This is a genomic window from Serratia sp. AXJ-M (assembly GCF_046531865.1).
Classification (GTDB): domain Bacteria; phylum Pseudomonadota; class Gammaproteobacteria; order Enterobacterales; family Enterobacteriaceae; genus Serratia; species Serratia liquefaciens.
The window spans coordinates 4,942,359-4,965,591 of the sequence record NZ_CP059394.1 but is presented as its reverse complement, the minus strand read 5'-3'; the positions used below and the strand labels follow the sequence as shown (position 1 = coordinate 4,965,591).

The window sequence follows — 23,233 nt, the reverse complement described above, 5'->3', positions numbered from 1 at the left end:
GTCAGGCGCCGTACCCCATCATCTTCAGCAGTTGCTGCGCCTGCTGTACCGCTTCCTGGCGATGGGCTACGCCCAACTTCTGGTACAGGTTACGGATATGGGTTTTGATGGTGGTAGCCGCCACGTCCAGTTCGCCGGCAATTTGATCGTTGCTGTAGCCGGAATAAATCAGCCCCAGAACCTGCCATTCGCGCTGCGTCAGCGGGCTGGTGCGGATCAGTTCCGGTACCTGTGGATGAGTTAGCAGCTTATCGACGAAGTTCTCGTCAAAATGCGCGAACTTATGCCGGTGATGTTGATTGATGTCGCGCAGAATACGTTGGGCGCGATGATTTTCCAACTCCGGCAGCGTATTAAGCTGAATCAATTGGCGCAGTTGCTGCGCCATCGCTTCGCCTTCAATGACGAAATGGCTGATAAATCCGGTACGGCTGGCCAGTGAAAGCGCCTCCATCAGGACCTTTTGCGCGTCGCTTTTACGCTCCATCTGCCAGTAAAGCTGGTTGCTGAGCAACAGGTTACGGTTCAGATCGCTGACCAGGCGCAGGCGGCGGGCATTGTCGTTGAGCTCGTCGAGCACCACTTCGGCCTCTTCATACTGGCCCAGCATGATCTGTACCCGGGCAATGTTGCGCCACTGGCCTTGCATAAAGTGGTTGTCCGCCATGCCGGGTTTTTCGGTCTGGCGCAGCCATTGGGCCGCGGCTGCGGTGTCGCCGGTCATCTGCCAGTGGATCACCCGCGGTTTGTCGGCATTGGTCAGCCAGTCGCGGTGGTATTGAGAGCCGTGCAGCAGGACTTCACAACGTTGCATGTGCGCATTGGCGTTATCCAGATCGCCACGCGCCAGCGAGCACTTGGCCAACATGGCCATGCACTGCAGCTGCTGTTGAGGCTGATAGTTGGCCAGGATTTTCAGGCCTTCGCGGGCGGCGTCTTCCGCTTCGTCCAGCCGCGACCAGGACCACAGGATTTGTGAACGGATACGCAGCAGGAACTCGTGCATTGGCAGCTGTTCCAGATGCTGTTCGCGCACCAGCTCAAAAGCTTTGTCCTGCGTTTCGTAGGCGGCCTGCAGGAACCCCTGCGCAATCAGAATTTCGCTCTGCTGCAGCAGCGCCCAAAGCGCGTAGTGGTAAGCCTGATGGCGTCGGGCCATCTGCTCGGTCTGCTGCATCATCGGCAGTGCGCGAGCCAGCTCGCCCTTGCAGTGATGGACTTCGCCGGTGACCGAGGTGGCGACGATGCGGCTGTAATAGCTGGAAAGCGGCAGGAATTTCAGCGCTTCGGTGGCCAGGCGTTCGGCCTCTTCCGGCTTGCCGGCGTTGATTGCCACCTGCGCGCGCAGGGCATCAAATTCGGCGTGCAGGGTGCGATCGACGTCAATTTTATGCTCGCGCATTGCCTGTTCGGCGCGCTCCAGCAGGGTATTCACTTCGATATAGCGGTGCTGGCTCTGCGCCAGCCAGGCCTGCAGCAGTGCAAGCTTGGGGTTTTGGATCAGCTTTTCGTAAGGAAGCGCGTTCAGACACTCTTCCAGCAGGGCCAGCTCACTGTGGTGGAACAGCGACCAGGCATGCTGCAACAGGATATCGCGCAGCATGCTGACGTCGCTGGCCGCCAGCGCGTGGTGGATTGCCTCCGCCGGATACCCCAGCGCCAGCCAACCTTCGGCGGCGGCCCGGTGCAGGCCCGGCAGCTCCAGCGCCAATTCCCATTGGCAACGCTGACGCAGGAAGGTGGCGAATAACGGGTGGAAACAGAACCACTCGCCGCTGTCGTCCATGCGGTGGATAAATAAGCCCTGACGCTCCAGCTCTTCCAGCCGTTGCTGGCCGTTGTCTTCGCCGGTCAGGCGGACGATCAGCGCATCGTTCATGGAACGCAGCACCGAACAACGCAGCAGGAAGGCGCGCGCCTCGGCATCGACGTGATCCAGCACTTCGTCCACCAGATAATCCGACAGGTGGCTGGCATTAAGCCCCGCCAGGCGTTTGGCCGACTGCTGGGCGGAAGAAGTGGATTGACGGGCGGATAACGCAATGAGCTGCAGCGCGGTGGCCCAACCTTCGACTTCATCGCACAGCCGGCTGCTGTCATGCTGTTCCATGGGGGCCGTCAGGCGGCAGTCAAAGAACTGTTTGGCTTCGAGATGGGTAAACGCCAGCTGTTGCGTGCCCATTTCCAAAAGTTGGTCACGCACGCGCAGATTGGCAATGCCCAACGGCGGCAAGGTGCGGGACAGCAGGATCAGCGTCAGATTTTCCGGCTGGTGGCGCAGGAAAAAGCGCATGGCTTCATGAATCACGTCATTGGTGATCAGGTGGTAGTCGTCAATCACCAGATACAGTGGCTGATGCCAGTCGGAAAGCTCGATAAACACCTGGGCGAACAGTGCCGACAGGCTGGCGTACTGATGCTTTTGACTCAGTGCTTCGCTTTTGACGCAGTGGCCGCCGCTGGCGTGTTGCAAGGCGGCGATCAGGTAGCTGGCGAAGCGCTCGGGTTGGTTGTCGCTTTCATCCAGCGAGTACCAGCCCAGATCTGATTTACCGGCCGCCCACTGTGCGACCAGCGTCGTTTTCCCGTATCCCGCAGGGCAATTGACCAATGTCAGGCGATAGTTGGCCGTGCTGGCTAATTTGGCCAGCAGGCGATCGCGGATCACGGTATTTTGCAGCCGTACCGGACGGCTCAGTTTCGATGGGATCAGCATAGTATTCCAGAGTGAAAATCGCGGTTTCCGTAGCCGTTGGCCTGCCCGTTGGCGTTCATTGCAGCGCGACGCCTGCCGGGATCGGAGTAGGGTTAATTATTTTATGGCTCGTAATTAATCCCCCTCCTAACTTCTGACAACGTTAAACGTATTGCAACAAGGTTCCGCATTGGCTTGGAGTTATATTGCTATTGATCACACTTTTTTACGTTTACAGCTAAAGCCCTGTGGAACCGTGGTGTTTTAGCGCGCTTGAGTGACGCAGGTACAAGAAAGCATTTATGGGCGCGCAGGCGACTGTAGCCTCTGCGATAACTGTGCTAACGTCATTGAACAAGTTTTCGCCTGGTTCTCAGTGCTCGCCGCGTCCGTCGGTGGGCTTTTTTGCATGATGCAAGGGAGTCAAAAAGTGCCTGAGATCACAATTTTAGCTACGCCCCAATCCTCCTCCCCAGCTAATCCCCAGGCGGGATGATGCCTTCACTCTTTCTCCCCGGCACGATAACGCTAATTTGACCCACTTACTGGATAGAGAGTTCTTTATGTCCCAGCCTACGCTTAAAAAGGATGCTTTCCTGGCGGCACTGACCCGTCAGTGGCAAAAGTTTGGCCTCAGTTCTGCACAACAAATGACTCAGCACCAATGGTGGGAGGCGGTAAGCGCGGCGTTGGCCGAGCAGTTGGCTGCGCAGCCTGCACCGCGCAAAAGCAGTAAGCCGCTGCGCCACGTGAACTACATTTCGATGGAGTTTCTGATTGGTCGCCTGACGGCCAACAACCTGATTAACCTGGGCTGGTATGACACCGTCGAGCAGGCATTGGCGGAGCAGGACATCAAGCTGGCGGATCTGCTGGAGCAGGAAACCGATCCGGCGTTGGGCAATGGTGGGCTGGGGCGTTTGGCGGCCTGTTTCCTGGATTCGATGGCAACGGTGGAACAACCGGCCACCGGCTACGGGTTGAATTACCAATACGGGCTGTTCCGCCAGTCGTTTAGCGACGGCCAGCAGCAGGAAGCGCCGGATAACTGGCAGCGCGAAAGCTATCCGTGGTTCCGCCACAACGCCGCGCTGTCGGTGGATGTGGGCATCGGCGGGAAACTGGAGAAATTGGCCGATGGCCGTGAACTGTGGCGTCCGGCATTTACCCTGCGCGGCGAGGCCTGGGATCTGCCGGTATTGGGCTTCCGCAATGGCGTGACTCAACCGCTGCGCCTGTGGCAGGCGACGCATCAGCATCCGTTTAATCTGAGTGATTTCAACGACGGTAAATTCCTGCAGGCGGAGAAGCAGGGCGTTGAAGCGGCCAAGCTGACCAAGGTGCTGTATCCGAATGACAACCACCAGGCAGGCAAGCGCCTGCGCCTGATGCAACAATACTTCCAGTGCGCCTGTTCGGTGGCGGATATCCTGCGTAAGCACCATCTGGCAGGCCGCAAAATTGAAGATCTGCCGAAGTACGAAGTGATCCAGCTTAACGACACTCACCCGACCATCGCCATTCCGGAAATGCTGCGCATTCTGTTGGATGAGCATCAGTTGGAGTGGGATGCCGCCTGGGCCATCACCAGCAAGACCTTCGCCTACACCAACCATACCCTGATGCCGGAAGCGCTGGAGTGCTGGGATGAGAAACTGGTACGCAGCCTGCTGCCGCGCCACTTCTCCATCATCAAGCAGATCAACGCCAACTTCAAAAAGCTGGTGGACAAGCACTGGCCGGGTGACGACGCGGTGTGGGCCAAGTTGGCAGTACACCATAACAAGCAGGTCCGCATGGCTAACCTGTGCGTGGTCAGCGGCTTTGCGGTCAACGGTGTGGCGCAATTGCACTCCGATCTGGTGGTGAAAGATCTGTTCCCGGAATATCACCAACTGTGGCCGAACAAATTCCACAACGTCACCAACGGCATCACGCCGCGCCGCTGGCTGAAGCAATGTAACCCGGCGTTGTCTGGGCTGATTGATGAAACGCTGAAGGTAGAGTGGGCTAACGATCTTGACGCGCTGAAGGGGTTGGAGAAGTACGCCGATGACGCGGCGTTCCGTCAGCGTTATCAGCAAATCAAGCGCGATAATAAAGTCGTATTGGCCAATTACGTGCACGACGTCATGGGGTTGAAACTGAATCCGGACGCGATTTTCGACGTGCAGATCAAGCGCCTGCACGAATACAAACGCCAGCACCTTAACCTGCTGCATATCCTGTCGCTGTATCGTCAACTGCGTGATAACCCGCAGCTGGATATCGTGCCGCGCGTGTTCCTGTTTGGCGCCAAAGCGGCTCCGGGCTATTACCTGGCGAAAAACATCATTTATGCGATCAACCAGGCGGCGTCGAAGATCAACAACGATCCGCTGGTGAAGGATCGCCTGAAAGTGGCGTTTATTCCTGACTACCGCGTTTCCGTCGCTGAGCTGATGATCCCGGCCGCGGATATCTCCGAGCAGATCTCCACCGCCGGCAAAGAAGCTTCAGGGACCGGCAATATGAAGCTGGCGTTAAACGGCGCGCTGACCGTCGGCACGCTGGATGGCGCTAACGTGGAAATCGCCGAGCAGGTGGGCGAAGACAACATCTTTATCTTCGGCAATACCGTGGATCAGGTGAAGGCGCTGCTGGCGAAAGGCTACGATCCGCTCAGCTACCGCAAGAAAGACAAACATCTGAAAGCGATTCTGGACGAATTGGCGAGCGGTGCATTCAGCAACGGTGACAAGCATGCTTTCGACATGATGCTGCACAGCCTGCTGGAAGGCGGCGACCCTTATTTGGTGCTGGCGGACTTTGCTTCTTACTGTAAAGCTCAACAGCAGGTAGACGAACTCTATCGTGACCGTGATGAATGGACGCGTCGTACTATTCTTAACACCGCACGCGTTGGGATGTTCAGCTCGGATCGCTCGATCCGCGACTACCAGCAGCGTATCTGGCAAGCCAAGCGTTAAGGAGAGCGAATGGATCGCAAGGTCATCGATCAGGCGGCAGCTCAGGCGGGTATCGCTGCCGATTATATTAACGCCCATGGTCAACAGCAGGCGATCGCTGAAGACACCAAGCGCAGGCTGCTGGACGCCATGGGCCGAAGCGCGTCACCGCAGGAGCCTGCGGTGACGCCGCTGCCGGCGGTGAAGGTGTTTTATCAGGGCGCGCCGGTGGCATTGCCGCTGGCGGGCAGCGGTGAGTATCAGTGGACGCTGCTGCGCGAAGACGGCGGCCGGCAGCAAGGCCGTGCCAGCGCACGCAAAACGTTCACCCTGCCGGCTGAATTGCCAACGGGCTATCATCAACTGACGCTGACACAGGGTGAGCAGCAGTGGCAGTGCCGGTTGATTGTGGCGCCGAAACGCTGCTTCGAACCGGATGCCTTGTTGACCGGCAAGAAGCTGTGGGGCGCTTGCGTCCAGCTTTACACTCTTCGCTCCGATCGCAACTGGGGCATCGGTGACTTTGGCGACTTGCGCCAGATGGTGGAGCAGGTCGGTGAACGGGGCGGCGCTTTTGTCGGGCTGAATCCGATTCACTCGCTGTACCCGGCTAACCCGGAAAGCGCCAGTCCGTATAGCCCGTCGTCGCGACGCTGGTTGAACGTCATCTATATTGACGTGAACGCGGTGGAGGATTTCCAGCGCAACGAAGCCGCTCAGCAATGGTGGCTGAAACCGGCAACGCAAAAAAAGTTGGCCGAGGCCCGTGCCAGCGATCGGGTGGATTACGGCAAGGTGACGCAGCTTAAGCTGGCGGCGTTGCAACTGGCATTCCCGCTGTTCCAGGCGCGTAAAGCCGCTGACTCTCAACGTCAGGCATTCGAGCAGTTTGTTATCGACGGCGGCGAAAGTTTGTATCAGCAGGCGGCATTCGACGCGCTGCATGCTCATCTTGCGGCTGCGGATGACAGCCTGTGGGGCTGGCCGGCCTGGCCGGAAGAATATCAGCAGGGTGATAGCGCTGCGGTAAAGCAATTTTGTCAGCAGCAGCAAGAACAGGTGCAATTTTACCTGTGGCTGCAGTGGTTGGCTGCCAGTCAGTTCGCCGATTGTTTCCGCCAAAGTCAGCAACAGCAGATGCCGATTGGCCTGTATCGCGATCTGGCGGTCGGCGTGGCGGAAGGGGGCGCGGAAACCTGGTGCGAACGCGAGCTGTATTGTCTGAAGGCCTCGGTTGGCGCACCGCCGGACATTCTCGGGCCACTGGGGCAAAACTGGGGGCTGCCGCCGATGGATCCGCATGTGATGGCGGCGCGCGGCTATCAGCCGTTTATCGATCTGCTGCGCGCCAATATGACCAGCTGTGGTGCGCTGCGTATTGATCATGTGATGGCGTTACTGCGTTTATGGTGGATCCCTTACGGTGAAACCGCCGTTCACGGCGCCTACGTGAAATACCCGGTCGATGACCTGCTGGCGGTGCTGGCGCTGGAAAGTCAACGTCACCGCTGCATGGTGATTGGCGAGGACCTCGGTACCGTTCCGGTGGAAATCGTCGGCAAGCTGCGCGACAGCGGCGTTTATTCCTACAAGGTGCTGTACTTCGAACGCGACGGCGAGAACCACTTCCGCGCCCCGCAGGCCTATCCGGTTCAGGCGATGGCGACCATCACCACGCACGACCTGCCGACGCTGCGCGGCTATTGGCAAAGTGGCGATCTGAAGCTCGGCAACAAGCTGGGGCTGTATCCGGATGCGGAGATCCTGAAAGAGCTGTTCGCCGATCGCGAACGTGCCAAACAGGGGCTACTGGATGGCTTGCATCACTATGGCTGTGTGCCGCAGAAAGTGGGCAAAAAGGCGGCGTTGTTGAATATGAGCCCGCTGCTTAATCGTGGTTTGCAGCGCTATGTCGCCGACAGCGCCAGCGCCTTGCTGGGTCTGCAGCCGGAAGACTGGTTGGATATGGCGGATCCGGTCAATATTCCCGGCACCAGCGATCAGTACCCAAACTGGCGGCGAAAACTGACCAAAACGCTGGAGGAGATGTTTGCCGATCAGCAGGTCAATCGCCTGCTGAAGGATTTGGACAAGCGGCGGCGCAAGGTCTCGGTGGGGTAACAGAGAGCCATTGTGGTATTAAAGACGTGGCATGAGAACTTTAGCTCTCATGCAAATGGTAGATACCCAAATTAATTGGAGTTGCAGCTAGGCGGCAAGTGCGAGCATCCCCAGGAGCTTACTCAGGTAAGTGACTGGGGTAAGTGCACGCAGCCAACAACGCTGCAACTTCAAGTAAGAAGGGTATCAGTAGTAAGAGTGCTCGCCGCGCTGGTGCTCGGTCAAATCGCGCACGCCTTTCAGTTCAGGGAACTTCTGCAGCAGCTCTTTCTCGATGCCTTCCTTCAGGGTCACATCGACCATTGAACAACCGTTACAACCGCCGCCAAACTGCAGGATAGCCAGGCTATCGTCGGTGATTTCCATCAGGGTCACACGGCCGCCGTGGCCAGCCAGCTGTGGGTTGATCTGCGACTGCAGCACGTATTCAACACGCTCCATCAGCGGCGCATTGTCGTCTACCTTGCGCATTTTGGCGTTTGGCGCTTTCAGCGTCAGCTGCGAGCCCAGTTGGTCGGTGACGAAGTCGATTTCGGCATCTTCCAGATACGGTTTGCTCAGCTCGTCGATATAGGCGGACAGCTTTTCGAACTTCAGCTCGGTATCTGTCGCTTCAACGGCGTCCGGCGGGCAATAAGAGACACCGCATTCGGCCGTAGGCGTACCCGGGTTGATCACGAATACGCGGATTTGGGTGCCTTCCTCTTGGTTTGCCAGCAGTTTGGCAAAGTGTTCCTGTGCAGTATCTGTTATACGAATCATGGCATTAGCTCGTTAGTTCAAATAGTTGACTTTAATACTAGGTTATAATACGCCCATTGCCCTGGTACTACAACGTGCGGCAAACGCACCAGATCTGGATCGATGCGGCTCCCTGCTGCTGCAACAACTTGGCGATTTCCATGACCGTACTGCCGGTCGTCACCACATCATCCAGCAGCGCGACGTGTCGGCCCGCCATGGCTTCATGGCAACGAAACGCACCACGCAAATTGCGCCGCCGCGCGCGGGCCGATAGCCGTTGCTGCGGAGCCGTTTTACGCACCCGGCTCAGGGCGGCGGGGCGGTAATCGCACCCTAACCAGTGGGCCAGCGGCCGTGCCAGCAGATCGCTCTGATTATAGCCGCGCCGCCAGCAACGTTTTGCCTGTAAGGGTACCGCTAAAATGATATCGGGTCTGTTCAGATATTGCTCTCGATGCGCCTGTTGCCAGTTCAGCAGGATTAGCCGCGCCAGCAGCGGGGCCAGTTCCGGCGTGTGCTGAAACTTGAACTTTTTTATCAACTGGCGCAGCGGCGCGGCGTAGTCATTGACGAACACCAGCGCCTGCCAGGGGGGCGGCTGTTGCAGGCAGCGGCCACAGGGCAATCTGGCATCGCCGGCGGGCAGGCCGCAGCGCGGGCAGCACAAAGGTTTGGCGGGCATGTGACGCAGGCAGTAGCTGCAGATCCCCTGACCATAAAGACGCAGCGACTGTCGGCATAGCCAACAGCGGCTATGGATTGATAGCATAACCGTCCTCCCTGACGGATGAGAATGAAAGGACAATAACGGATGAGTGCGTTGTACTGGCAAACAATAGGTGAAGGCGATCGCGATCTTGTGCTGCTCCACGGCTGGGGGCTGAATGCCGAAGTGTGGCATTGCATGATTGAGCGGCTGACGCCGCATTTCCGCCTGCATCTGGTCGACCTGCCGGGCTATGGCCGTAGCCAGGGGTTTGGCCCTATGTCACTTGAACAGATGGCGGAAACCGTGATGGCCGCGGCACCGACGCAGGCCTGGTGGCTGGGCTGGTCGCTGGGCGGGCTGGTGGCCAGCCAGATTGCGCTGTTGCAGCCGCAACGGGTGAGCGGGTTGATCACCGTGGCTTCATCACCCTGTTTTGCCGCTCAGGATGACTGGCCGGGGATCCGTCCGGAGGTGTTGAGCGGTTTCCAGCATCAGCTGGGGCAGGATTTTCAGCGTACCGTAGAGCGTTTTCTGGCATTGCAGACGCTGGGAACGGAAAGCGCGCGGCAAGATGCCCGCCTGCTGAAATCGGTGGTGCTTAACCAACCGATGCCAAGCGTTGAGGTATTAAACGGTGGGCTGGAAATACTGCGAACGGCCGATTTGCGCCAGCCACTGGCCAAGCTGCCGTTGCCGCTGTTGCGGGTTTACGGTTATCTGGACGGTTTGGTGCCGCGTAAGGTGGCAGAACTGCTTGATGCCAAGTGGCCAAACTCGCCATCAATCATCATTGCAAAAGCAGCTCATGCACCATTCATTTCCCACCCTGATGAATTTGCAGAAATTATTGGCACTTTTGTGGCAGAAAATGGGATCTGACCCAAAATCGCACAATAAAGCGCTAAAAAAAGAGCCGCTTAGTGGATAAAAAATAAACCTGTTCAATACTTAGGTGGGTAACTGCGTTGGCTGCACAATGAAAAAACGCGTGCGTATTTTCATTCGGCGTTTCGTCTCTGGGAAAACGGTCTCGTCAGGGAAAGCAACGAGGTCCGAAGATGTCACGGCAGCCAGTGTTATCGCGCATTTACTCTGGACGGCTTTCATAACAAATAAATTATCCCTTGAGAGGTATGGTAATGAAATCTTTGAAAATGATTGTTGCAGCGTTAGTTGTGGGTTCCGTGTCTTTCAGCACCCTGGCGGCAACCTTGCTGACCAAGGAAGACCTGGATAAGAATCCGGGTAAATATGAGAAGATCGGTACGGTAACTACCACCGCACAAACCACATCGCCGATGGATGCAAAAGAAGAACTGTCCAAACTGGCTGATGAAAAAGGCGGACAATATTACGTGATCCTGGCAGGCCGTGAGCACGGCAAGTTCAGTGCTATCGCCGAAGTGTACAAAGACAAGCAATAATCAAGAAGGGGGCGCGCCTCGTGCCGCGCCCCACCTCTCAGTGTTTTAACCGATATATCACCGTACTGCTGCACGCTTTGCCTTCCGGACAGCTTTTGCAGCTGCCGCTCAGGCAGGCGCTGTTATCCTGCTCGATGCGCTCCACTTTCCCCATTGCGACCAAACGCTCCAGCATTGCCTGCACCAGCGGCAGCGGAGCCGCCAGCTGACGGCTAAGCTGAAGCGCTTGCACGCTACCGTGCAGCGCCAATGCGTCGCGGATCTGCAGCAGGCCGGCCATCAGTGGCAGTTGCCCTTGGCGCCCTGACAGCAGGTTGCCTGGGTGGCGTTGCTCAGGCGTACCGTGACCCGACTACGTGCCCGGCGCAGGCCGAACAGAATCAGCAGATTGAACAACACCACGATGGCGATCGCCGCCAGACTGTACTGCGGATGCTGGCTGAAGGTGGCAATCTGATAAAACAGCGTGGCCAGCGAGTAGGCCACGTTCAGCCCCCAGAGAATGGAGAAGGTCATCCAGCCGCGGCTGGATTCGCGGGCAATTGCCCCCATCACCGAGACGCAAGGGACGTACAGCAAAACAAAGATCAGGTAGCTGTAGGCGGAAACCCCGGAGCCGAATTTGCTGCTCATAACGCCCATTGAGCCGACGTCCATTTCCCCATCGCCCTTGCTGGCCTCAATCGGGTTGGACAGTACGCTCAGGCTGAAGGTGTCTTTCAGCCCTTGCCAGGTGGTGTCCAATGCGCCACCCAGTTCATCCAGCAGGTTAAAGTTGGCGGCATCAAATTCGGTGCTGTTGATATGTTCGGCGGTGTACAGGGTATTTAGCGTACCGACCACCACTTCTTTCGCCATGGCCCCGGTCACCAGGCCGACGGTAGCCTGCCAGTTGTCACTGTGCACGCCCATCGGTTTAAGCAGCGGCGTCAATACTTTGGACACCGACGCCAGCGCCGAGTCATTAATGTTATCTACCGGCTTGCCGCTGAACGAAAAGCTGTTCAGGCCGCCAATAAAGATGCTGGCAACCACAATCACCTTACCGGCACGCAGCACAAAGCCTTTCAGGCGCTGCCAGGTTTGCAGCAGCAGGCTTTTCAGGTGTGGCACGTGGTAAACCGGCAGCTCCATCACGAAGGGGGAAGCTTCACCGCGCATGATGGTGTACTTCAATACCAGACCGGTGAGGATTGCCACCACAATACCCAGCATATACAAAGAGAACACCACGCCTGCGCCGTCCTGGCCAAAGAAAGCAGCGGCAAACACGGCGAAGATCGCCAGCCGAGCCCCGCAGGACATGAAGGGCGCCATCATGATGGTAATCAGGCGTTCGCGCTGCGCATCCAGCGTACGTGCGCCCATGATCGAAGGCACGTTACAGCCGAAGCCGACGATCAGCGGCACGAAAGACTTGCCGGGCAACCCGAGCGCCTGCATCAGGCGGTCCATCACGAACGCCGCACGCGCCATATAGCCGGAGTCTTCGAGGAACGACAGGAACAGGTACATCATGCCGATTTGCGGCACCAGCGGCAGCACGGTGTTGATACCACCACCGACCCCCTGCGCCAGGAAAATGGTCAACCATTCAGGGAAGTGCAGGGTATAGCCCAGCCATTGAATACCCTGAATAAAGATTGCCGCCGACCCGATATCGAAGATCGGCTGCAGTGCGCCGCCGAGGTTGATGGCCAGCAGGAACATCAAATACATCACCAGCAGGAAGATGGGCACCCCTAACCAGCGGTTGAGGATCACTTTATCCAGCGCTTCGGTCAGACGGTTCGGCATGGCCTGTTGTGAATTGCTCACGGCATCGCACAGGGTGGCGATTGACTGATAACGCGCATCGGCAATCACCAATGCAGGATCTTCCTGCTGTTGCCGCTGCAGCGCCTGTTTGGCCGCCGGCAGCAAGGCCGCCGCAGGGCCGGCAAGCTGGTGGCTGTAGATATCGCCTTCCAGCATCTGCAGCGCCAGCCAGCGACGTTGTTCGCTTGGCAGGGTCTGCGGCATGGCGTCGCTCAGCGTGGTCATTTCCTTGAGCAGCAGCGGCGGGTAGTTCACCAGCGCTTTTAATTCGTTGAACTGATGGTTGTCGATCATCTGCTTCAGCACGCCAATGCCGTCGGCTTTGGTGGACACCATCGGCACCACCGGACAGCCGAGACGCGCCGACAGTGCCGCGATATCGATATTAATTTTTTGGCTTTTGGCGATATCCAACATATTCAGCGCGACAATGCAGGGGATGCCCAGCTCCAGCAGTTGCAGCGTCAGGTATAGATTGCGTTCCAGATTGGAAGCATCGACCACGTTGATCAGCAAATCGGCATCGCCGCTCAGAATGTAGTGGCAGGCAATTTGTTCGTCGAGTGAGGTTTGCTCCGAGATGGTGGTCAGGGAGTAGGTGCCGGGCAGATCGACCAGTTTGACCTGTGATTGCGGCGTGGTGAACAGGCCTTCTTTGCGTTCTACCGTCACGCCCGCCCAGTTACCGACCCGCTGGCGTGCCCCGGTCAGCTGGTTGAACAGCGTAGTTTTACCGGAGTTGGGGTTGCCTATTAAGCCAATAGTGAGTTTTTTCATAATTTAGCGTGATATCAGTCAATGGAAGTTGGGCCAGGCAAGATGCATGGCCAAAGCAAGGCGGCTCAGGACTAGCCGTCGAGCAGGATCAGGGCCAGATCTTTCCTGCGCAGCACCAGGCTGACGCGGCGGGTTTTTATTTCTATGGGGTCACCCAATGGCGCGACGCGTACTACTTCAAAAGACGAGCCCGGCAGCATGCCGAGGGATAAAAGTTTTTGGCGATAAGCCGGGCCGATTTCATTGGCGAAGCCGGCGATCTTATAAGACCGTTTAGGCAGAAGATGCATGTAACCTTCTCTAAGCCCAGGCTATTGGGCTGGTGATGATAAAAGAACGTTCCAATGGCAGTCCCGAGATAAAAACCACGGGCTGCCGACGCTTTCAATCCATGAGGCAATGCAGTGAACACGCAAAATAATAATAGTGAGAATAATTATCGTATTCAATACAAAAAATAGGGGTATTGGTAACCAAAGGTTGTGGCGATCACATTTAGAGAATGCAATTGCCTGGCAGCGCTATTTTTATCACCCAGCCTGGTGGGGTGCAAATGCGAATGGTGAGTTAAATCAGTTACGTATTTGTAGTGAATTTTTCCGGTTTGAAAAAAGTAGTGACAGATTCGACAGCTTTGATTCGGTGACGTCAATATCGGTATTTATTAGGCAACATATTGCCGGCTGAATACGAGCGCTAAGCATTTGTGTTTCGCTGAGAAATACCGGAATGAGAATTTAATGTTAATAGAGATGTTAATAAATGGCTCTTTAGCGTGGCTTTCAGGCTTAAAACCGGAATTATCAGGGCTGTCGGCGGCAGCGAATAAAAATGCGGGTTTATTGAGGCGGGTCAAAAAATGATGAGGGTATTTAGCGGAAAAGGGAGGGGTTAACCCCCTCCCTGTGCCTCATGCGTTTTCTGCTGGCCGCCTGACTACGACTTTCTGCCAAAGGCCGCCGCCAGTGCGTCACCCATGGCGCTGTTGCCTGCCGAGGTGTTAGCGCCACGCGGTTTGGACTTATTGGCCTGCGGTCGCGAGGTGTTGTCCTTGGCCGGCGCTGAATTGCCACCGCGCCGTGGGGAACCTTCACCCGGTTGCTCGTCCAGACGCATGCTCAATGCAATGCGTTTACGTTGCAGGTCCACTTCCATCACCTTCACTTTGACGATGTCACCGGCTTTCACCACGGTGTGCGGATCTTCGACAAACTTGTCCGCCAGCGAGGAGATATGCACCAGCCCATCCTGATGCACGCCGATATCAACAAAGGCACCGAAGTTGGTGACGTTGGTGACCGAACCTTCCAGGATCATTCCCGGCTGCAGGTCGTTGAGGGTTTCCACCCCTTCGGCAAAGGTTGCGGTTTTGAATTCCGGACGCGGATCGCGGCCCGGCTTCTCCAGCTCCTTCAGGATGTCGGTCACCGTCGGCACACCGAACTTCTCGTCGGTAAAGTCGCTGGCCTTCAGGCTGCGCACCGCCGCCGGGTTACCCATCAGATCCTGCAGAGCCTGACGAGTTGCGGCCAGAATGCGTTCGACTACCGGGTAGGTTTCCGGGTGAACGGTCGAGGCGTCCAGTGGGTTGTCGCCGTGGTTGATACGCAAGAAGCCGGCGCACTGTTCAAAGGCTTTCGGCCCCAAGCGACTGACTTTCAGCAGCTGTTCGCGGTTGCTGAAGCGGCCATTTTCGTCACGCCAGGTGACGATATTCTGCGCCATCATGCGCGTCAGGCCGGCTACGCGGGTCAGCAGCGGCACCGAGGCGGTATTCAGATCCACACCGACGGCGTTCACGCAGTCTTCGACCACGGAGTCGAGTTTTTTCGCCAGTTGGCTTTGGCTGACGTCATGCTGATACTGGCCGACGCCGATGGATTTCGGATCGATTTTGACCAGCTCGGCCAGCGGATCCTGCAGACGACGTGCGATGGATACCGCACCGCGCAGCGAGACGTCGAGGTTAGGGAATTCCAGCGCCGCCAGTTCGGAAGCGGAGTACACCGAAGCGCCGGCTTCGCTGACGATCACCTTTTGTGCTTTGACTTCGCTGAACTGCTGTTGCAGGTCGAGGTAAAAACGTTCGGTCTCGCGCGATGCGGTGCCGTTGCCGATGGCGACCAGCTCCACTTTATGCTTGATGCACAGTGCGGCGACGATGGCGGCGGCTTTAGCAGCCTGACCGGTGTGCGGGTACACGGTGTCGGTGGCGACCAGCTTGCCGGTAGCATCGACTACCGCCACTTTGACCCCGGTACGCAGGCCCGGATCCAGCCCCATGGTGGCGCGCATACCGGCCGGGGCCGCCATCAGCAGGTCATGCATGTTACGGGCAAAGACGTTGATCGCTTCATCTTCCGCGCGTTCGCGCACCGTGCTCATCAGCTCGGTTTCCAGATGCAGCAGCACCTTGATACGCCAGGTCCAGTTGACCACCGCTTTGCGCCAGGCGTCCGCCGGAGCATCATTCAGGCGCAGATCCAGGTGGCTGATGATGATCTGCTCCGCCTGGCTTTCGCGTGGGGCTTCTTCAAACTGCGGATCGGCATTCAGCGCCAGCTGCAGTACGCCTTCGTTACGGCCGCGGAACATGGCCAACGCACGGTGCGATGGCACCTGGGCAATGGGTTCATGATGATCGAAATAGTCGCGGAACTTGGCCCCGGCTTCTTCCTTGCCTTCCACTACTTTGGACACCAGGTGCGCATGTTTCCACAGGTAGTTACGGACCTTGGCCAGTAATGCGGCGTCTTCGGCGAAGCGCTCCATCAGGATATAACGCGCGCCGTCGAGGGCGGCTTTTACGTCCGCTACGCCCTTGTCTGCATTAACGTAACCTTCGGCCAACTGTTCCGGTTGTTGCTGAGGATCCTGCCACAGCGTGTCCGCCAGAGGCTCCAGACCGGCTTCAATCGCGATCTGGCCACGGGTGCGGCGCTTCGGTTTGTAAGGCAGGTAGAGGTCTTCGAGTTCGGTTTTGCTTTGCGTGGCGGTGATCGCCGTCGCCAGCTGTTCGGTCAGTTTGCCCTGCTCGTCGATCGATTTAAGGATGGTCTGACGGCGGTCTTCCAGTTCACGCAGATAACCCAGGCGGGTTTCCAGCTGGCGCAGTTGGGTATCGTCCAGACCCCCGGTGACTTCCTTACGATAGCGTGCAATAAAGGGCACGGTATTACCTTCATCCAGCAGACGGATGGCGGAGTCAACTTGCTCCGGCCGGGCCTGCAGTTCTGTTGCAATAATGCGGCTCAGTGGGTCATTCATAAGTCTGGTATCTGTTGAGAACGGTTGGTAAACAGGGGGACAGTTATACGGATTGCGCGGGGAAAATGCCAGTGGAGCGGGCCGCCACTCGACAGTCATAGCGCGTAAAGCGGCCTGTACTGCGGCGGCGGGCGGTCGCTCGGAAAAAACTGAAATCTTATTTTACGTACTCGATCTCATTCACATACCACAGGGCATCGCCGACTGGCGTATTAACGGTGGCGGTATCACCCACTTCTTTTTTAAGCAGCGCGCGGGCCATGGGCGAATCGATGGAGATGTAGTCTCGGCGGCCAAAAATCTCGTCATAGCCGACGATGCGAAAGCGTTTAGTGTCGCCGTCCTCGTTTTCCACTACCACCCAGGCACCGAAAAACACTTTGCCTTCCTGCTGCGGGGAGTAATCGACAATCTTTAATTGCTCGAGGCATTTGGTCAGGTAGCGTACGCGGCGATCGATTTCCCGCAGCCGTTTTTTGTTGTACTGATAATCGGCATTTTCACTTCTGTCGCCGAGGCTGGCTGCCCAGGTCACTTTTTTGGTGACCTCTGGCCGATCTTCGCGCCAGAGAAAGTCTAATTCCTGCTTTAGCTTGTCGTAACCTTCGCGGGTTATCAGCTGCGTTCTCATCGTGGTTCCGCCTTTAGGGACATATCAAAGGGAAGGACGTCATTACGTTGGCAAAGTGTCGCACAAACTTGCATCGGGCTGTAGGCTGCTGTTGCACAATCCAATGAGCGTTAATCATCGGCCACGCGCAAAATTGCCGGTGCTGGCGTTTCTTATCGCCCCGCCTGAGTTACACTGCCGAATCAGCCGTCGGGTATGCCGCCAGCCAAAAGACGCAGTGCTTCTAAATTTAACCTATGCGCATCGGGATTTTGGTGAATCGTCGCGGGCATTTTGATGAAAATTGTTGATAAATGGGCAAAAGAATAAGCTTTGTAACAATTTCGTCTAGAATATATACCATTAAACGCTGTCCGAAATGACAGGGTTTTTTAACAATATTCACGTCAGGCAATAAAGCCTTTGGGAGTAATACAATGCAAGAGAATCATAAGATTCTGGTCGTCGATGATGACATGCGCCTGCGTGCGCTTTTAGAGCGTTATTTAACCGAACAGGGTTTTCAGGTTCGCAGCGTAGCCAACGCTGAGCAAATGGATCGCTTGCTGACTCGTGAATCATTCCACCTGATGGTGCTTGACCTGATGTTGCCGGGCGAAGATGGTCTTTCCATCTGCCGCCGTCTGCGCAGCCAAAGCAACCCTATGCCGATCATTATGGTGACCGCCAAAGGTGAAGAAGTCGACCGTATCGTTGGCCTGGAAATCGGCGCTGACGATTACATCCCAAAACCCTTCAACCCGCGTGAATTGCTGGCCCGCATCCGTGCGGTGTTGCGCCGTCAGGCCAATGAACTGCCGGGCGCTCCTTCACAGGAAGAGGCGGTGATCGCCTTTGGTAAATTCAAACTGAACCTCGGCACCCGCGAAATGTTCCGCGAAGACGAGCCTATGCCGTTGACCAGCGGCGAATTCGCAGTGCTGAAGGCGCTGGTGAGCCATCCTCGCGAACCGCTTTCGCGCGATAAGCTGATGAACCTGGCCCGCGGCCGTGAATACAGCGCCATGGAACGCTCCATCGACGTGCAAATTTCTCGTTTGCGTCGCATGGTTGAGGAAGATCCTGCGCATCCACGCTACATCCAGACCGTTTGGGGTCTTGGCTACGTCTTCGTCCCGGACGGCAGCAAGGCATGAGACGATTGCGCTTTTCACCGCGTAGCTCGTTTGCCCGAACCCTGCTATTGATCGTCACCTTGCTGTTCGTCAGCCTGGTGACGACCTATCTGGTGGTGCTGAACTTCGCCATCCTGCCCAGCCTGCAGCAGTTCAATAAGGTGTTGGCCTACGAAGTTCGTATGCTGATGACCGACCGGCTGCAGCTGGAGGATGGTACTTTGCTGGAAGTACCGCCGGCGTTCCGTCGCGAAATCTATCGCGAACTGGGCATTTCTCTCTACACCAATTCTGCGGCGGAAGAGAGCGGTCTGCGCTGGGCGCAGCACTACCAATTCCTCAGCCAGCAAATGGCGCAGCAGCTCGGCGGGCCCACCGACGTGCGGGTGGAAGTAAACAAAAACTCACCGGTGGTGTGGCTGAAAACCTGGCTGCAACCGGATATCTGGGTGCGTGTTCCGCTGACTGAAATTCACCAGGGCGATTTCTCGCCGCTGTTCCGCTATACCCTGGCGATTATGCTGTTGGCCATAGGTGGCGCCTGGCTGTTTATCCGTATTCAGAACCGCCCGCTGGTGGAGCTTGAGCATGCCGCTTTGCAGGTGGGCAAGGGCATCATTCCACCGCCGCTGCGTGAGTATGGCGCATCGGAAGTCCGTTCGGTAACGCGGGCCTTTAATCAGATGGCGTCGGGCGTCAAGCAGCTGGCGGACGACCGCACATTGCTGATGGCCGGGGTGAGCCACGACCTGCGTACGCCACTGACGCGTATCCGTCTGGCGACCGAGATGATGAGTGCCGAAGACGGCTACCTGGCGGAGTCGATCAATAAAGATATTGAAGAGTGCAACGACATCATTGAGCAGTTTATTGATTATCTGCGCACCGGCCAGGAGATGCAGACAGAAATCAGCGATTTGAATAGCATTCTTGGCGAAGTGGTGGCTGCCGAGAGTGGCTATGAGCGGGTGATTGAAACCGCTTTGGCGCCGGGCGAACTGATGATGAATGTGCATCCGTTGTCGATCAAGCGTGCGGCAGTGAATATGGTGGTGAATGCGGCGCGTTACGGCAACGGTTGGATCAAAGTCAGCAGCGGCCGTGAGCTGCAGCGCGGCTGGTTCCAGGTGGAAGACGACGGCCCGGGCATTAAACCGGAAGAGCTGAAGCATCTGTTGCAGCCATTTGTTCGTGGTGACAGCGCGCGCAGTACCAGCGGGACCGGGTTGGGCCTGGCTATCGTACAGCGTATTATCGATGGGCATCATGGCGCACTGGATATCGGCACCAGCGAACGCGGTGGGCTGTTGATTCGGGCTTATATTCCGTTACCGATGGAGAAAAAAGAGTCGGGCAATGGGCATCAGAACCCGAAGGACAGCGCGTAATCTTTTTATCTGGGGGCCGCAGTTTGCGCCCCCGTCAGGACTTCCTGCTCATCACGTAGTATTCCGCTGCCTCTTCATGCAGACGCCGGCCCGTCGTGGCCTGCCAGGGATCGATTAACTCAATGCCGCAATGGATAAAGTTTTGGGTATTGCGCGTGGCCAGGGTGGCACCGTAATGCAGGCAGGTGGCGGCGATTTGAGTATCGACGATGCCCATTAACCTGCCCTGACGCTGATTTTTCTCCATAAGTTCCGCGTATTGCAGCGCGCAGAGTGTATCAAATGGCAGGGTTTGCTCATCAAATCTAATCTGCACTGCCTCCGCCAGCTTGTGTTTGAATTCGCGCTGCCGTTTCCCATCAGGCATACAGGCAACGCCACTGAACAACTCGGCGAGAACTATCGCACTCAGATAAAGCTCATCATTGTCTTTTTCATTCAGCCATCTGATGACGTTATAGTGCGGGTTGGGGCGCAACGTTTCTGAAACCACGTTGGTATCGAGAATAATCATAATTGGTCATCGTCGTCGTCAAAGGTGACAATACGCGGCGGCGTGGCATCGCGCGGTGGGATCTCCAGTTCAACCCCGCCCAACTCGGCAAAGTGTTGATGCATCCAGGTGCCTAACCCATAACGCGGCGGTTTTTTCAATAATGCCTGTTTCAAAATCATGCGAGCTTCCTCCTCCATGGAATGGCCATTTTTTGCTGCCGAGACGCGCAGCAACTCCTTTACTTCGTCGTCCAGATTTCTGACGGTTATGGTAGCCATTGAAACCTCCGTTGCTATCAATGATTGCACTGCATTATTATCTCGTTGTGCCGATCAAAAAAACAACCGATAAAAATAAAAAAAGGCGTGATATCCACGCCTTAGCTGAAGCTGTAAAAGGAAGGTATTACAGTTTTGGACCGGCGCTGACCAGCGCTGCACCCGCTGGAGTGTCGGTGTATTTGTCAAAGTTGGTGACAAAACGCTCGGCCAGATCCTGTGCCTTCTCTTGCCATTGCTCAATGCTGGCGTAAGTGGCGCGCGGATCCAGGATATCCGGGTTGACGCCCGGCAGTGAGGTTGGCATCGCCAGATCGAAGATAGGCAGGGTAATGGTTTCTGCCTTATCGATTTCACCGCTGAGGATCGCATCGATAATACCGCGAGTATCTTTGATCGAAATGCGTTTACCGGTGCCGTTCCAGCCGGTGTTGACCAGGTAGGCCTGGGCACCCGCAGCCTGCATGCGCTTCACCAGGACTTCTGCGTATTGCGTTGGGTGCAGCGACAGGAAGGCTGCGCCGAAGCAGGCGGAGAAGGTTGGGGTCGGCTCGGTCACGCCGCGCTCGGTACCGGCCAGCTTGGCGGTAAAGCCGGACAGGAAGTGGTACTGGGTCTGGTTGGCGGTCAGGCGAGAAACCGGTGGCAACACGCCGAAGGCGTCCGCAGTCAGGAAAATCACCTTGGTGGCGTGGCCGGCCTTGGAAACTGGCTTGACGATATTCTGGATGTGATAGATCGGGTAGGAAACACGGGTGTTTTCGGTTTTCGAGCCGTCGTTGAAATCAATCGTACCGTCGGCCAGCACCGTGACGTTTTCCAGCAGCGCATCGCGTTTGATGGCGTGATAGATATCCGGCTCGGCTTCTTCGGACAGCTTGATGGTTTTGGCGTAGCAACCGCCTTCGAAGTTGAACACGCCGTCGTCATCCCAGCCGTGTTCGTCATCGCCAATCAGCTGGCGTTTTGGATCGGTAGACAGGGTGGTTTTGCCGGTGCCGGACAGGCCGAAGAACACCGCCACGTCACCTTTTTCACCCACGTTAGCCGAGCAGTGCATGGAAGCGATGCCTTTCAGCGGCAGCAGGTAGTTCATCATGGAGAACATACCCTTTTTCATTTCGCCGCCGTACCAGGTGCCGCCAATCAGCTGCATGCGTTCGGTCAGGTTGAAAGCGACAAAGTTTTCCGAGTTCAGGCCCTGTTGCTGCCAGTTCGGGTTAGTGCATTTGGCGCCGTTCATCACCACGAAGTCCGGTTCGAAATCCTGCAGTTCTTCTTCCGTCGGGCGAATGAACATGTTTTTGACGAAGTGCGCCTGCCAGGCCACCTCGGTGATAAAGCGGACTTTCAAGCGTGAGTCGGCGTTGGCGCCGCAGAAGGTATCCACCACAAACAGGCGTTTGCCGGAGAGCTGCGTGGTGACCAGCTGTTTCAGGTCAGCCCAAATTTCCGGACTGAGGGGTTTGTTGTCGTTTTTGCCTTTACCCTGATCGGCCCACCAGACGGTGTCACGGGTGATGTCGTCACGGACGATGTACTTATCTTTCGGGGAACGGCCGGTAAAAATACCGGTGTCGACGGATACAGCACCCAGCTTGGTTACGACCCCACGCTCATAACCTTCCAGAGATGGGTCTGTTTCTTCCTTGAACAGCAAGTCATAACTCGGGTTGTGAACGATTTCGCCGACGTTATGAATCCCATAAGCGGCCAGATCCTGAGGGGTTATACCTTTAACACGCATGTCACTACTCCTTGGTCACAGAATTTCTGGCGCCAATTGTAGGGATTCAGCAGCGAGTAACCGCGATAGGTATCAAATATTTAACGTTTTAGTCGGTTTTTCGTTACGATCTGAGAGATAGCACACGGAAAAAAGCAAACGTGCAAACGAGGTGAATGAGCGGGCGCAGGGCGCGCCCGCCGATATGGGGTGCTACTTAGTGCAACTGATCGCTGTCACCGGTGTTACCGGTGTACAAGGCGGCAACGTCTACGGCGTCAAACACATAGTGATTGCCGCAGTAATCGCAGTGCATATCGATATTGCCATCCTGCTCCAGCATTTGGGCCACTTCGTCGGTTGGCAAGGTGACCAACGCATCAGCGCAGCGCTGACGTGAACAGGTGCAACGGAAGATCACGTCCTGTGGTTCATACAGAGTGACTTCTTCCTGGTGATACAGGCGATACAGCACTTCATTGGCCGGCAGGCTGAACAGCTCTTCGCTTTTCACCGTGTTGGTCAGTTGTACCAGATGATCGAAATCATCGGCATTGCCGTCCTGTGCCGGCAGCACCTGCAGCAACATACCGCCCGCGGCCGGTTGGCCTTCGAACTCGCCGGTGCGAATGAACAGACGGGTTGGCAGCTGTTCGGACTGGCGGAAGTAAGCCTCAAGGCATTCGGCCAGCGTTTCGCCTTCCAGTGCCACTACGCCCTGATAGCGCTCGCCTTCGGTTGGCGCGATGGTGATCACCATGACGCCGTTGCCGATCAACTGATGCAGCGTGCTGTCATCGGCGATTTCGCTCTGTACGCGCGCTACGCCACGCATTTCCTGGCGGTTGTTGCCGTTAATCACGGCCAGCTTCAGCGGGCCATCACCCTGTAATTGTACGGTGATATCGCCGTCGAACTTCAAGGTTGCGGTCAGCAGGCTGGTGGCCACCAGCAGTTCACCCAGCAGTTTTTTAACCGGCGCCGGATAATCATGGTTGTTCAGGACCTGCTGATAGGTTTCGCTGACGGTAACCAGCTCACCGCGCACCGCGTAGTTTTCAAACAGGTAACGGTGCAATTGGTCATGGTTAGACAT

The 23,233-nt window shown here is 56.6% G+C and carries 18 protein-coding genes; 6 read left to right on the top strand and 12 right to left on the bottom strand.

What is annotated here, in order from left to right; all coding sequences use genetic code 11:
• Position 1: 1 nt before the first annotated feature.
• Complete coding sequence (gene malT, locus H0S68_RS23195) at positions 2-2,716, bottom strand: HTH-type transcriptional regulator MalT (RefSeq protein ID WP_048760492.1); 2,715 nt, start codon at positions 2,714-2,716, stop codon at positions 2-4.
• Positions 2,717-3,258: 542 nt separating this feature from the next.
• On the opposite strand from malT, the gene malP reads away from it, so the two are divergent.
• Both malP and malQ read left to right on the top strand, forming a co-directional pair.
• The gene (malP, locus tag H0S68_RS23190; protein ID WP_020837369.1) at positions 3,259-5,664 is read left to right on the top strand and encodes a maltodextrin phosphorylase; all 2,406 of its coding nucleotides are present in this window, start codon (positions 3,259-3,261) and stop codon (positions 5,662-5,664) included.
• A gap of 9 nt (positions 5,665-5,673) precedes the next feature.
• Positions 5,674-7,764, top strand: coding sequence for a 4-alpha-glucanotransferase (malQ, locus tag H0S68_RS23185; RefSeq protein WP_020837368.1), 2,091 nt, complete (start codon positions 5,674-5,676; stop codon positions 7,762-7,764).
• A 186-nt stretch (positions 7,765-7,950) separates the two neighbouring features.
• Here the strand turns inward: malQ and nfuA are convergent, their stop codons facing one another.
• Entirely contained in the window at positions 7,951-8,526 is a 576-nt protein-coding gene (gene nfuA, locus H0S68_RS23180) for a Fe-S biogenesis protein NfuA (protein ID WP_006328556.1), read from the bottom strand.
• Between the two features lie 67 nt (positions 8,527-8,593).
• Positions 8,594-9,277, bottom strand: coding sequence for a DNA utilization protein GntX (gntX, locus tag H0S68_RS23175; protein ID WP_149573917.1), 684 nt, complete (start codon positions 9,275-9,277; stop codon positions 8,594-8,596).
• 42 nt (positions 9,278-9,319) lie between these two features.
• Here gntX and bioH point away from each other — a divergent pair, with 42 nt between their 5' ends.
• Both bioH and H0S68_RS23165 read left to right on the top strand, forming a co-directional pair.
• Positions 9,320-10,096: a pimeloyl-ACP methyl ester esterase BioH gene (gene bioH / locus H0S68_RS23170; RefSeq protein WP_198640137.1), complete on the top strand. Its 777-nt coding sequence runs from the start codon at positions 9,320-9,322 to the stop codon at positions 10,094-10,096.
• Between the two features lie 260 nt (positions 10,097-10,356).
• Positions 10,357-10,641, top strand: coding sequence for a YdgH/BhsA/McbA-like domain containing protein (locus H0S68_RS23165; protein ID WP_046372469.1), 285 nt, complete (start codon positions 10,357-10,359; stop codon positions 10,639-10,641).
• A 37-nt stretch (positions 10,642-10,678) separates the two neighbouring features.
• Here the strand turns inward: H0S68_RS23165 and H0S68_RS23160 are convergent, their stop codons facing one another.
• From H0S68_RS23160 to greB, 5 genes are all read right to left on the bottom strand, one after another.
• Complete coding sequence (locus H0S68_RS23160) at positions 10,679-10,921, bottom strand: FeoC-like transcriptional regulator (protein ID WP_044554790.1); 243 nt, start codon at positions 10,919-10,921, stop codon at positions 10,679-10,681.
• Entirely contained in the window at positions 10,921-13,236 is a 2,316-nt protein-coding gene (gene feoB / locus H0S68_RS23155; RefSeq protein ID WP_129982636.1) for a Fe(2+) transporter permease subunit FeoB, read from the bottom strand. Before feoB ends, H0S68_RS23160 begins: the two co-directional genes overlap by 1 nt.
• 71 nt (positions 13,237-13,307) lie before the next feature.
• Positions 13,308-13,526, bottom strand: coding sequence for a ferrous iron transporter A (feoA, locus tag H0S68_RS23150; RefSeq protein WP_020837362.1), 219 nt, complete (start codon positions 13,524-13,526; stop codon positions 13,308-13,310).
• A 646-nt stretch (positions 13,527-14,172) separates the two neighbouring features.
• A complete protein-coding gene (locus H0S68_RS23145; RefSeq protein ID WP_201895926.1) occupies positions 14,173-16,503 on the bottom strand; it encodes a Tex family protein in 2,331 nt (776 codons plus the stop codon).
• A 157-nt stretch (positions 16,504-16,660) separates the two neighbouring features.
• Positions 16,661-17,134 carry a transcription elongation factor GreB gene (gene greB / locus H0S68_RS23140; protein ID WP_201895927.1) on the bottom strand — a complete coding sequence of 158 codons (474 nt, stop codon included), beginning with the start codon at positions 17,132-17,134 and terminating at the stop codon, positions 16,661-16,663.
• 416 nt (positions 17,135-17,550) lie between these two features.
• On the opposite strand from greB, the gene ompR reads away from it, so the two are divergent.
• Both ompR and envZ read left to right on the top strand, forming a co-directional pair.
• Positions 17,551-18,270, top strand: coding sequence for a two-component system response regulator OmpR (gene ompR / locus H0S68_RS23135; RefSeq protein ID WP_004709363.1), 720 nt, complete (start codon positions 17,551-17,553; stop codon positions 18,268-18,270).
• Positions 18,267-19,637 carry a two-component system sensor histidine kinase EnvZ gene (gene envZ, locus H0S68_RS23130; RefSeq protein ID WP_046372472.1) on the top strand — a complete coding sequence of 457 codons (1,371 nt, stop codon included), beginning with the start codon at positions 18,267-18,269 and terminating at the stop codon, positions 19,635-19,637. Before ompR ends, envZ begins: the two co-directional genes overlap by 4 nt.
• A 34-nt stretch (positions 19,638-19,671) precedes the next feature.
• Here envZ and H0S68_RS23125 read toward each other — a convergent pair whose 3' ends face one another.
• The 4 genes from H0S68_RS23125 to hslO form a co-directional block, all read right to left on the bottom strand.
• The gene (locus H0S68_RS23125; RefSeq protein ID WP_046372473.1) at positions 19,672-20,151 is read right to left on the bottom strand and encodes a type II toxin-antitoxin system VapC family toxin; all 480 of its coding nucleotides are present in this window, start codon (positions 20,149-20,151) and stop codon (positions 19,672-19,674) included.
• On the bottom strand, positions 20,148-20,411 hold the full coding sequence (locus tag H0S68_RS23120) for a FitA-like ribbon-helix-helix domain-containing protein (RefSeq protein ID WP_046372474.1): 264 nt from the start codon (positions 20,409-20,411) through the stop codon (positions 20,148-20,150). Before H0S68_RS23120 ends, H0S68_RS23125 begins: the two co-directional genes overlap by 4 nt.
• 127 nt (positions 20,412-20,538) lie before the next feature.
• Positions 20,539-22,158: a phosphoenolpyruvate carboxykinase (ATP) gene (pckA, locus tag H0S68_RS23115; RefSeq protein WP_020837351.1), complete on the bottom strand. Its 1,620-nt coding sequence runs from the start codon at positions 22,156-22,158 to the stop codon at positions 20,539-20,541.
• 196 nt (positions 22,159-22,354) lie between these two features.
• Positions 22,355-23,233, bottom strand: coding sequence for an Hsp33 family molecular chaperone HslO (gene hslO / locus H0S68_RS23110; RefSeq protein WP_020837350.1), 879 nt, complete (start codon positions 23,231-23,233; stop codon positions 22,355-22,357).

Bases quoted from the DNA above. Each gene is read 5' to 3' on its own strand.
- malT (WP_048760492.1), bottom strand. From the start codon at position 2,716: ATGCTGATCCCATCGAAACTGAGCCGTCCGGTACGGCTGCAAAATACC.
- malP (WP_020837369.1), top strand. From the start codon at position 3,259: ATGTCCCAGCCTACGCTTAAAAAGGATGCTTTCCTGGCGGCACTGACC.
- malQ (WP_020837368.1), top strand. From the start codon at position 5,674: ATGGATCGCAAGGTCATCGATCAGGCGGCAGCTCAGGCGGGTATCGCT.
- nfuA (WP_006328556.1), bottom strand. From the start codon at position 8,526: ATGATTCGTATAACAGATACTGCACAGGAACACTTTGCCAAACTGCTG.
- gntX (WP_149573917.1), bottom strand. From the start codon at position 9,277: ATGCTATCAATCCATAGCCGCTGTTGGCTATGCCGACAGTCGCTGCGT.
- bioH (WP_198640137.1), top strand. From the start codon at position 9,320: ATGAGTGCGTTGTACTGGCAAACAATAGGTGAAGGCGATCGCGATCTT.
- H0S68_RS23165 (WP_046372469.1), top strand. From the start codon at position 10,357: ATGAAATCTTTGAAAATGATTGTTGCAGCGTTAGTTGTGGGTTCCGTG.
- H0S68_RS23160 (WP_044554790.1), bottom strand. From the start codon at position 10,921: ATGGCCGGCCTGCTGCAGATCCGCGACGCATTGGCGCTGCACGGTAGC.
- feoB (WP_129982636.1), bottom strand. From the start codon at position 13,236: ATGAAAAAACTCACTATTGGCTTAATAGGCAACCCCAACTCCGGTAAA.
- feoA (WP_020837362.1), bottom strand. From the start codon at position 13,526: ATGCATCTTCTGCCTAAACGGTCTTATAAGATCGCCGGCTTCGCCAAT.
- H0S68_RS23145 (WP_201895926.1), bottom strand. From the start codon at position 16,503: ATGAATGACCCACTGAGCCGCATTATTGCAACAGAACTGCAGGCCCGG.
- greB (WP_201895927.1), bottom strand. From the start codon at position 17,134: ATGAGAACGCAGCTGATAACCCGCGAAGGTTACGACAAGCTAAAGCAG.
- ompR (WP_004709363.1), top strand. From the start codon at position 17,551: ATGCAAGAGAATCATAAGATTCTGGTCGTCGATGATGACATGCGCCTG.
- envZ (WP_046372472.1), top strand. From the start codon at position 18,267: ATGAGACGATTGCGCTTTTCACCGCGTAGCTCGTTTGCCCGAACCCTG.
- H0S68_RS23125 (WP_046372473.1), bottom strand. From the start codon at position 20,151: ATGATTATTCTCGATACCAACGTGGTTTCAGAAACGTTGCGCCCCAAC.
- H0S68_RS23120 (WP_046372474.1), bottom strand. From the start codon at position 20,411: ATGGCTACCATAACCGTCAGAAATCTGGACGACGAAGTAAAGGAGTTG.
- pckA (WP_020837351.1), bottom strand. From the start codon at position 22,158: ATGCGTGTTAAAGGTATAACCCCTCAGGATCTGGCCGCTTATGGGATT.
- hslO (WP_020837350.1), bottom strand. From the start codon at position 23,233: ATGTCTAACCATGACCAATTGCACCGTTACCTGTTTGAAAACTACGCG.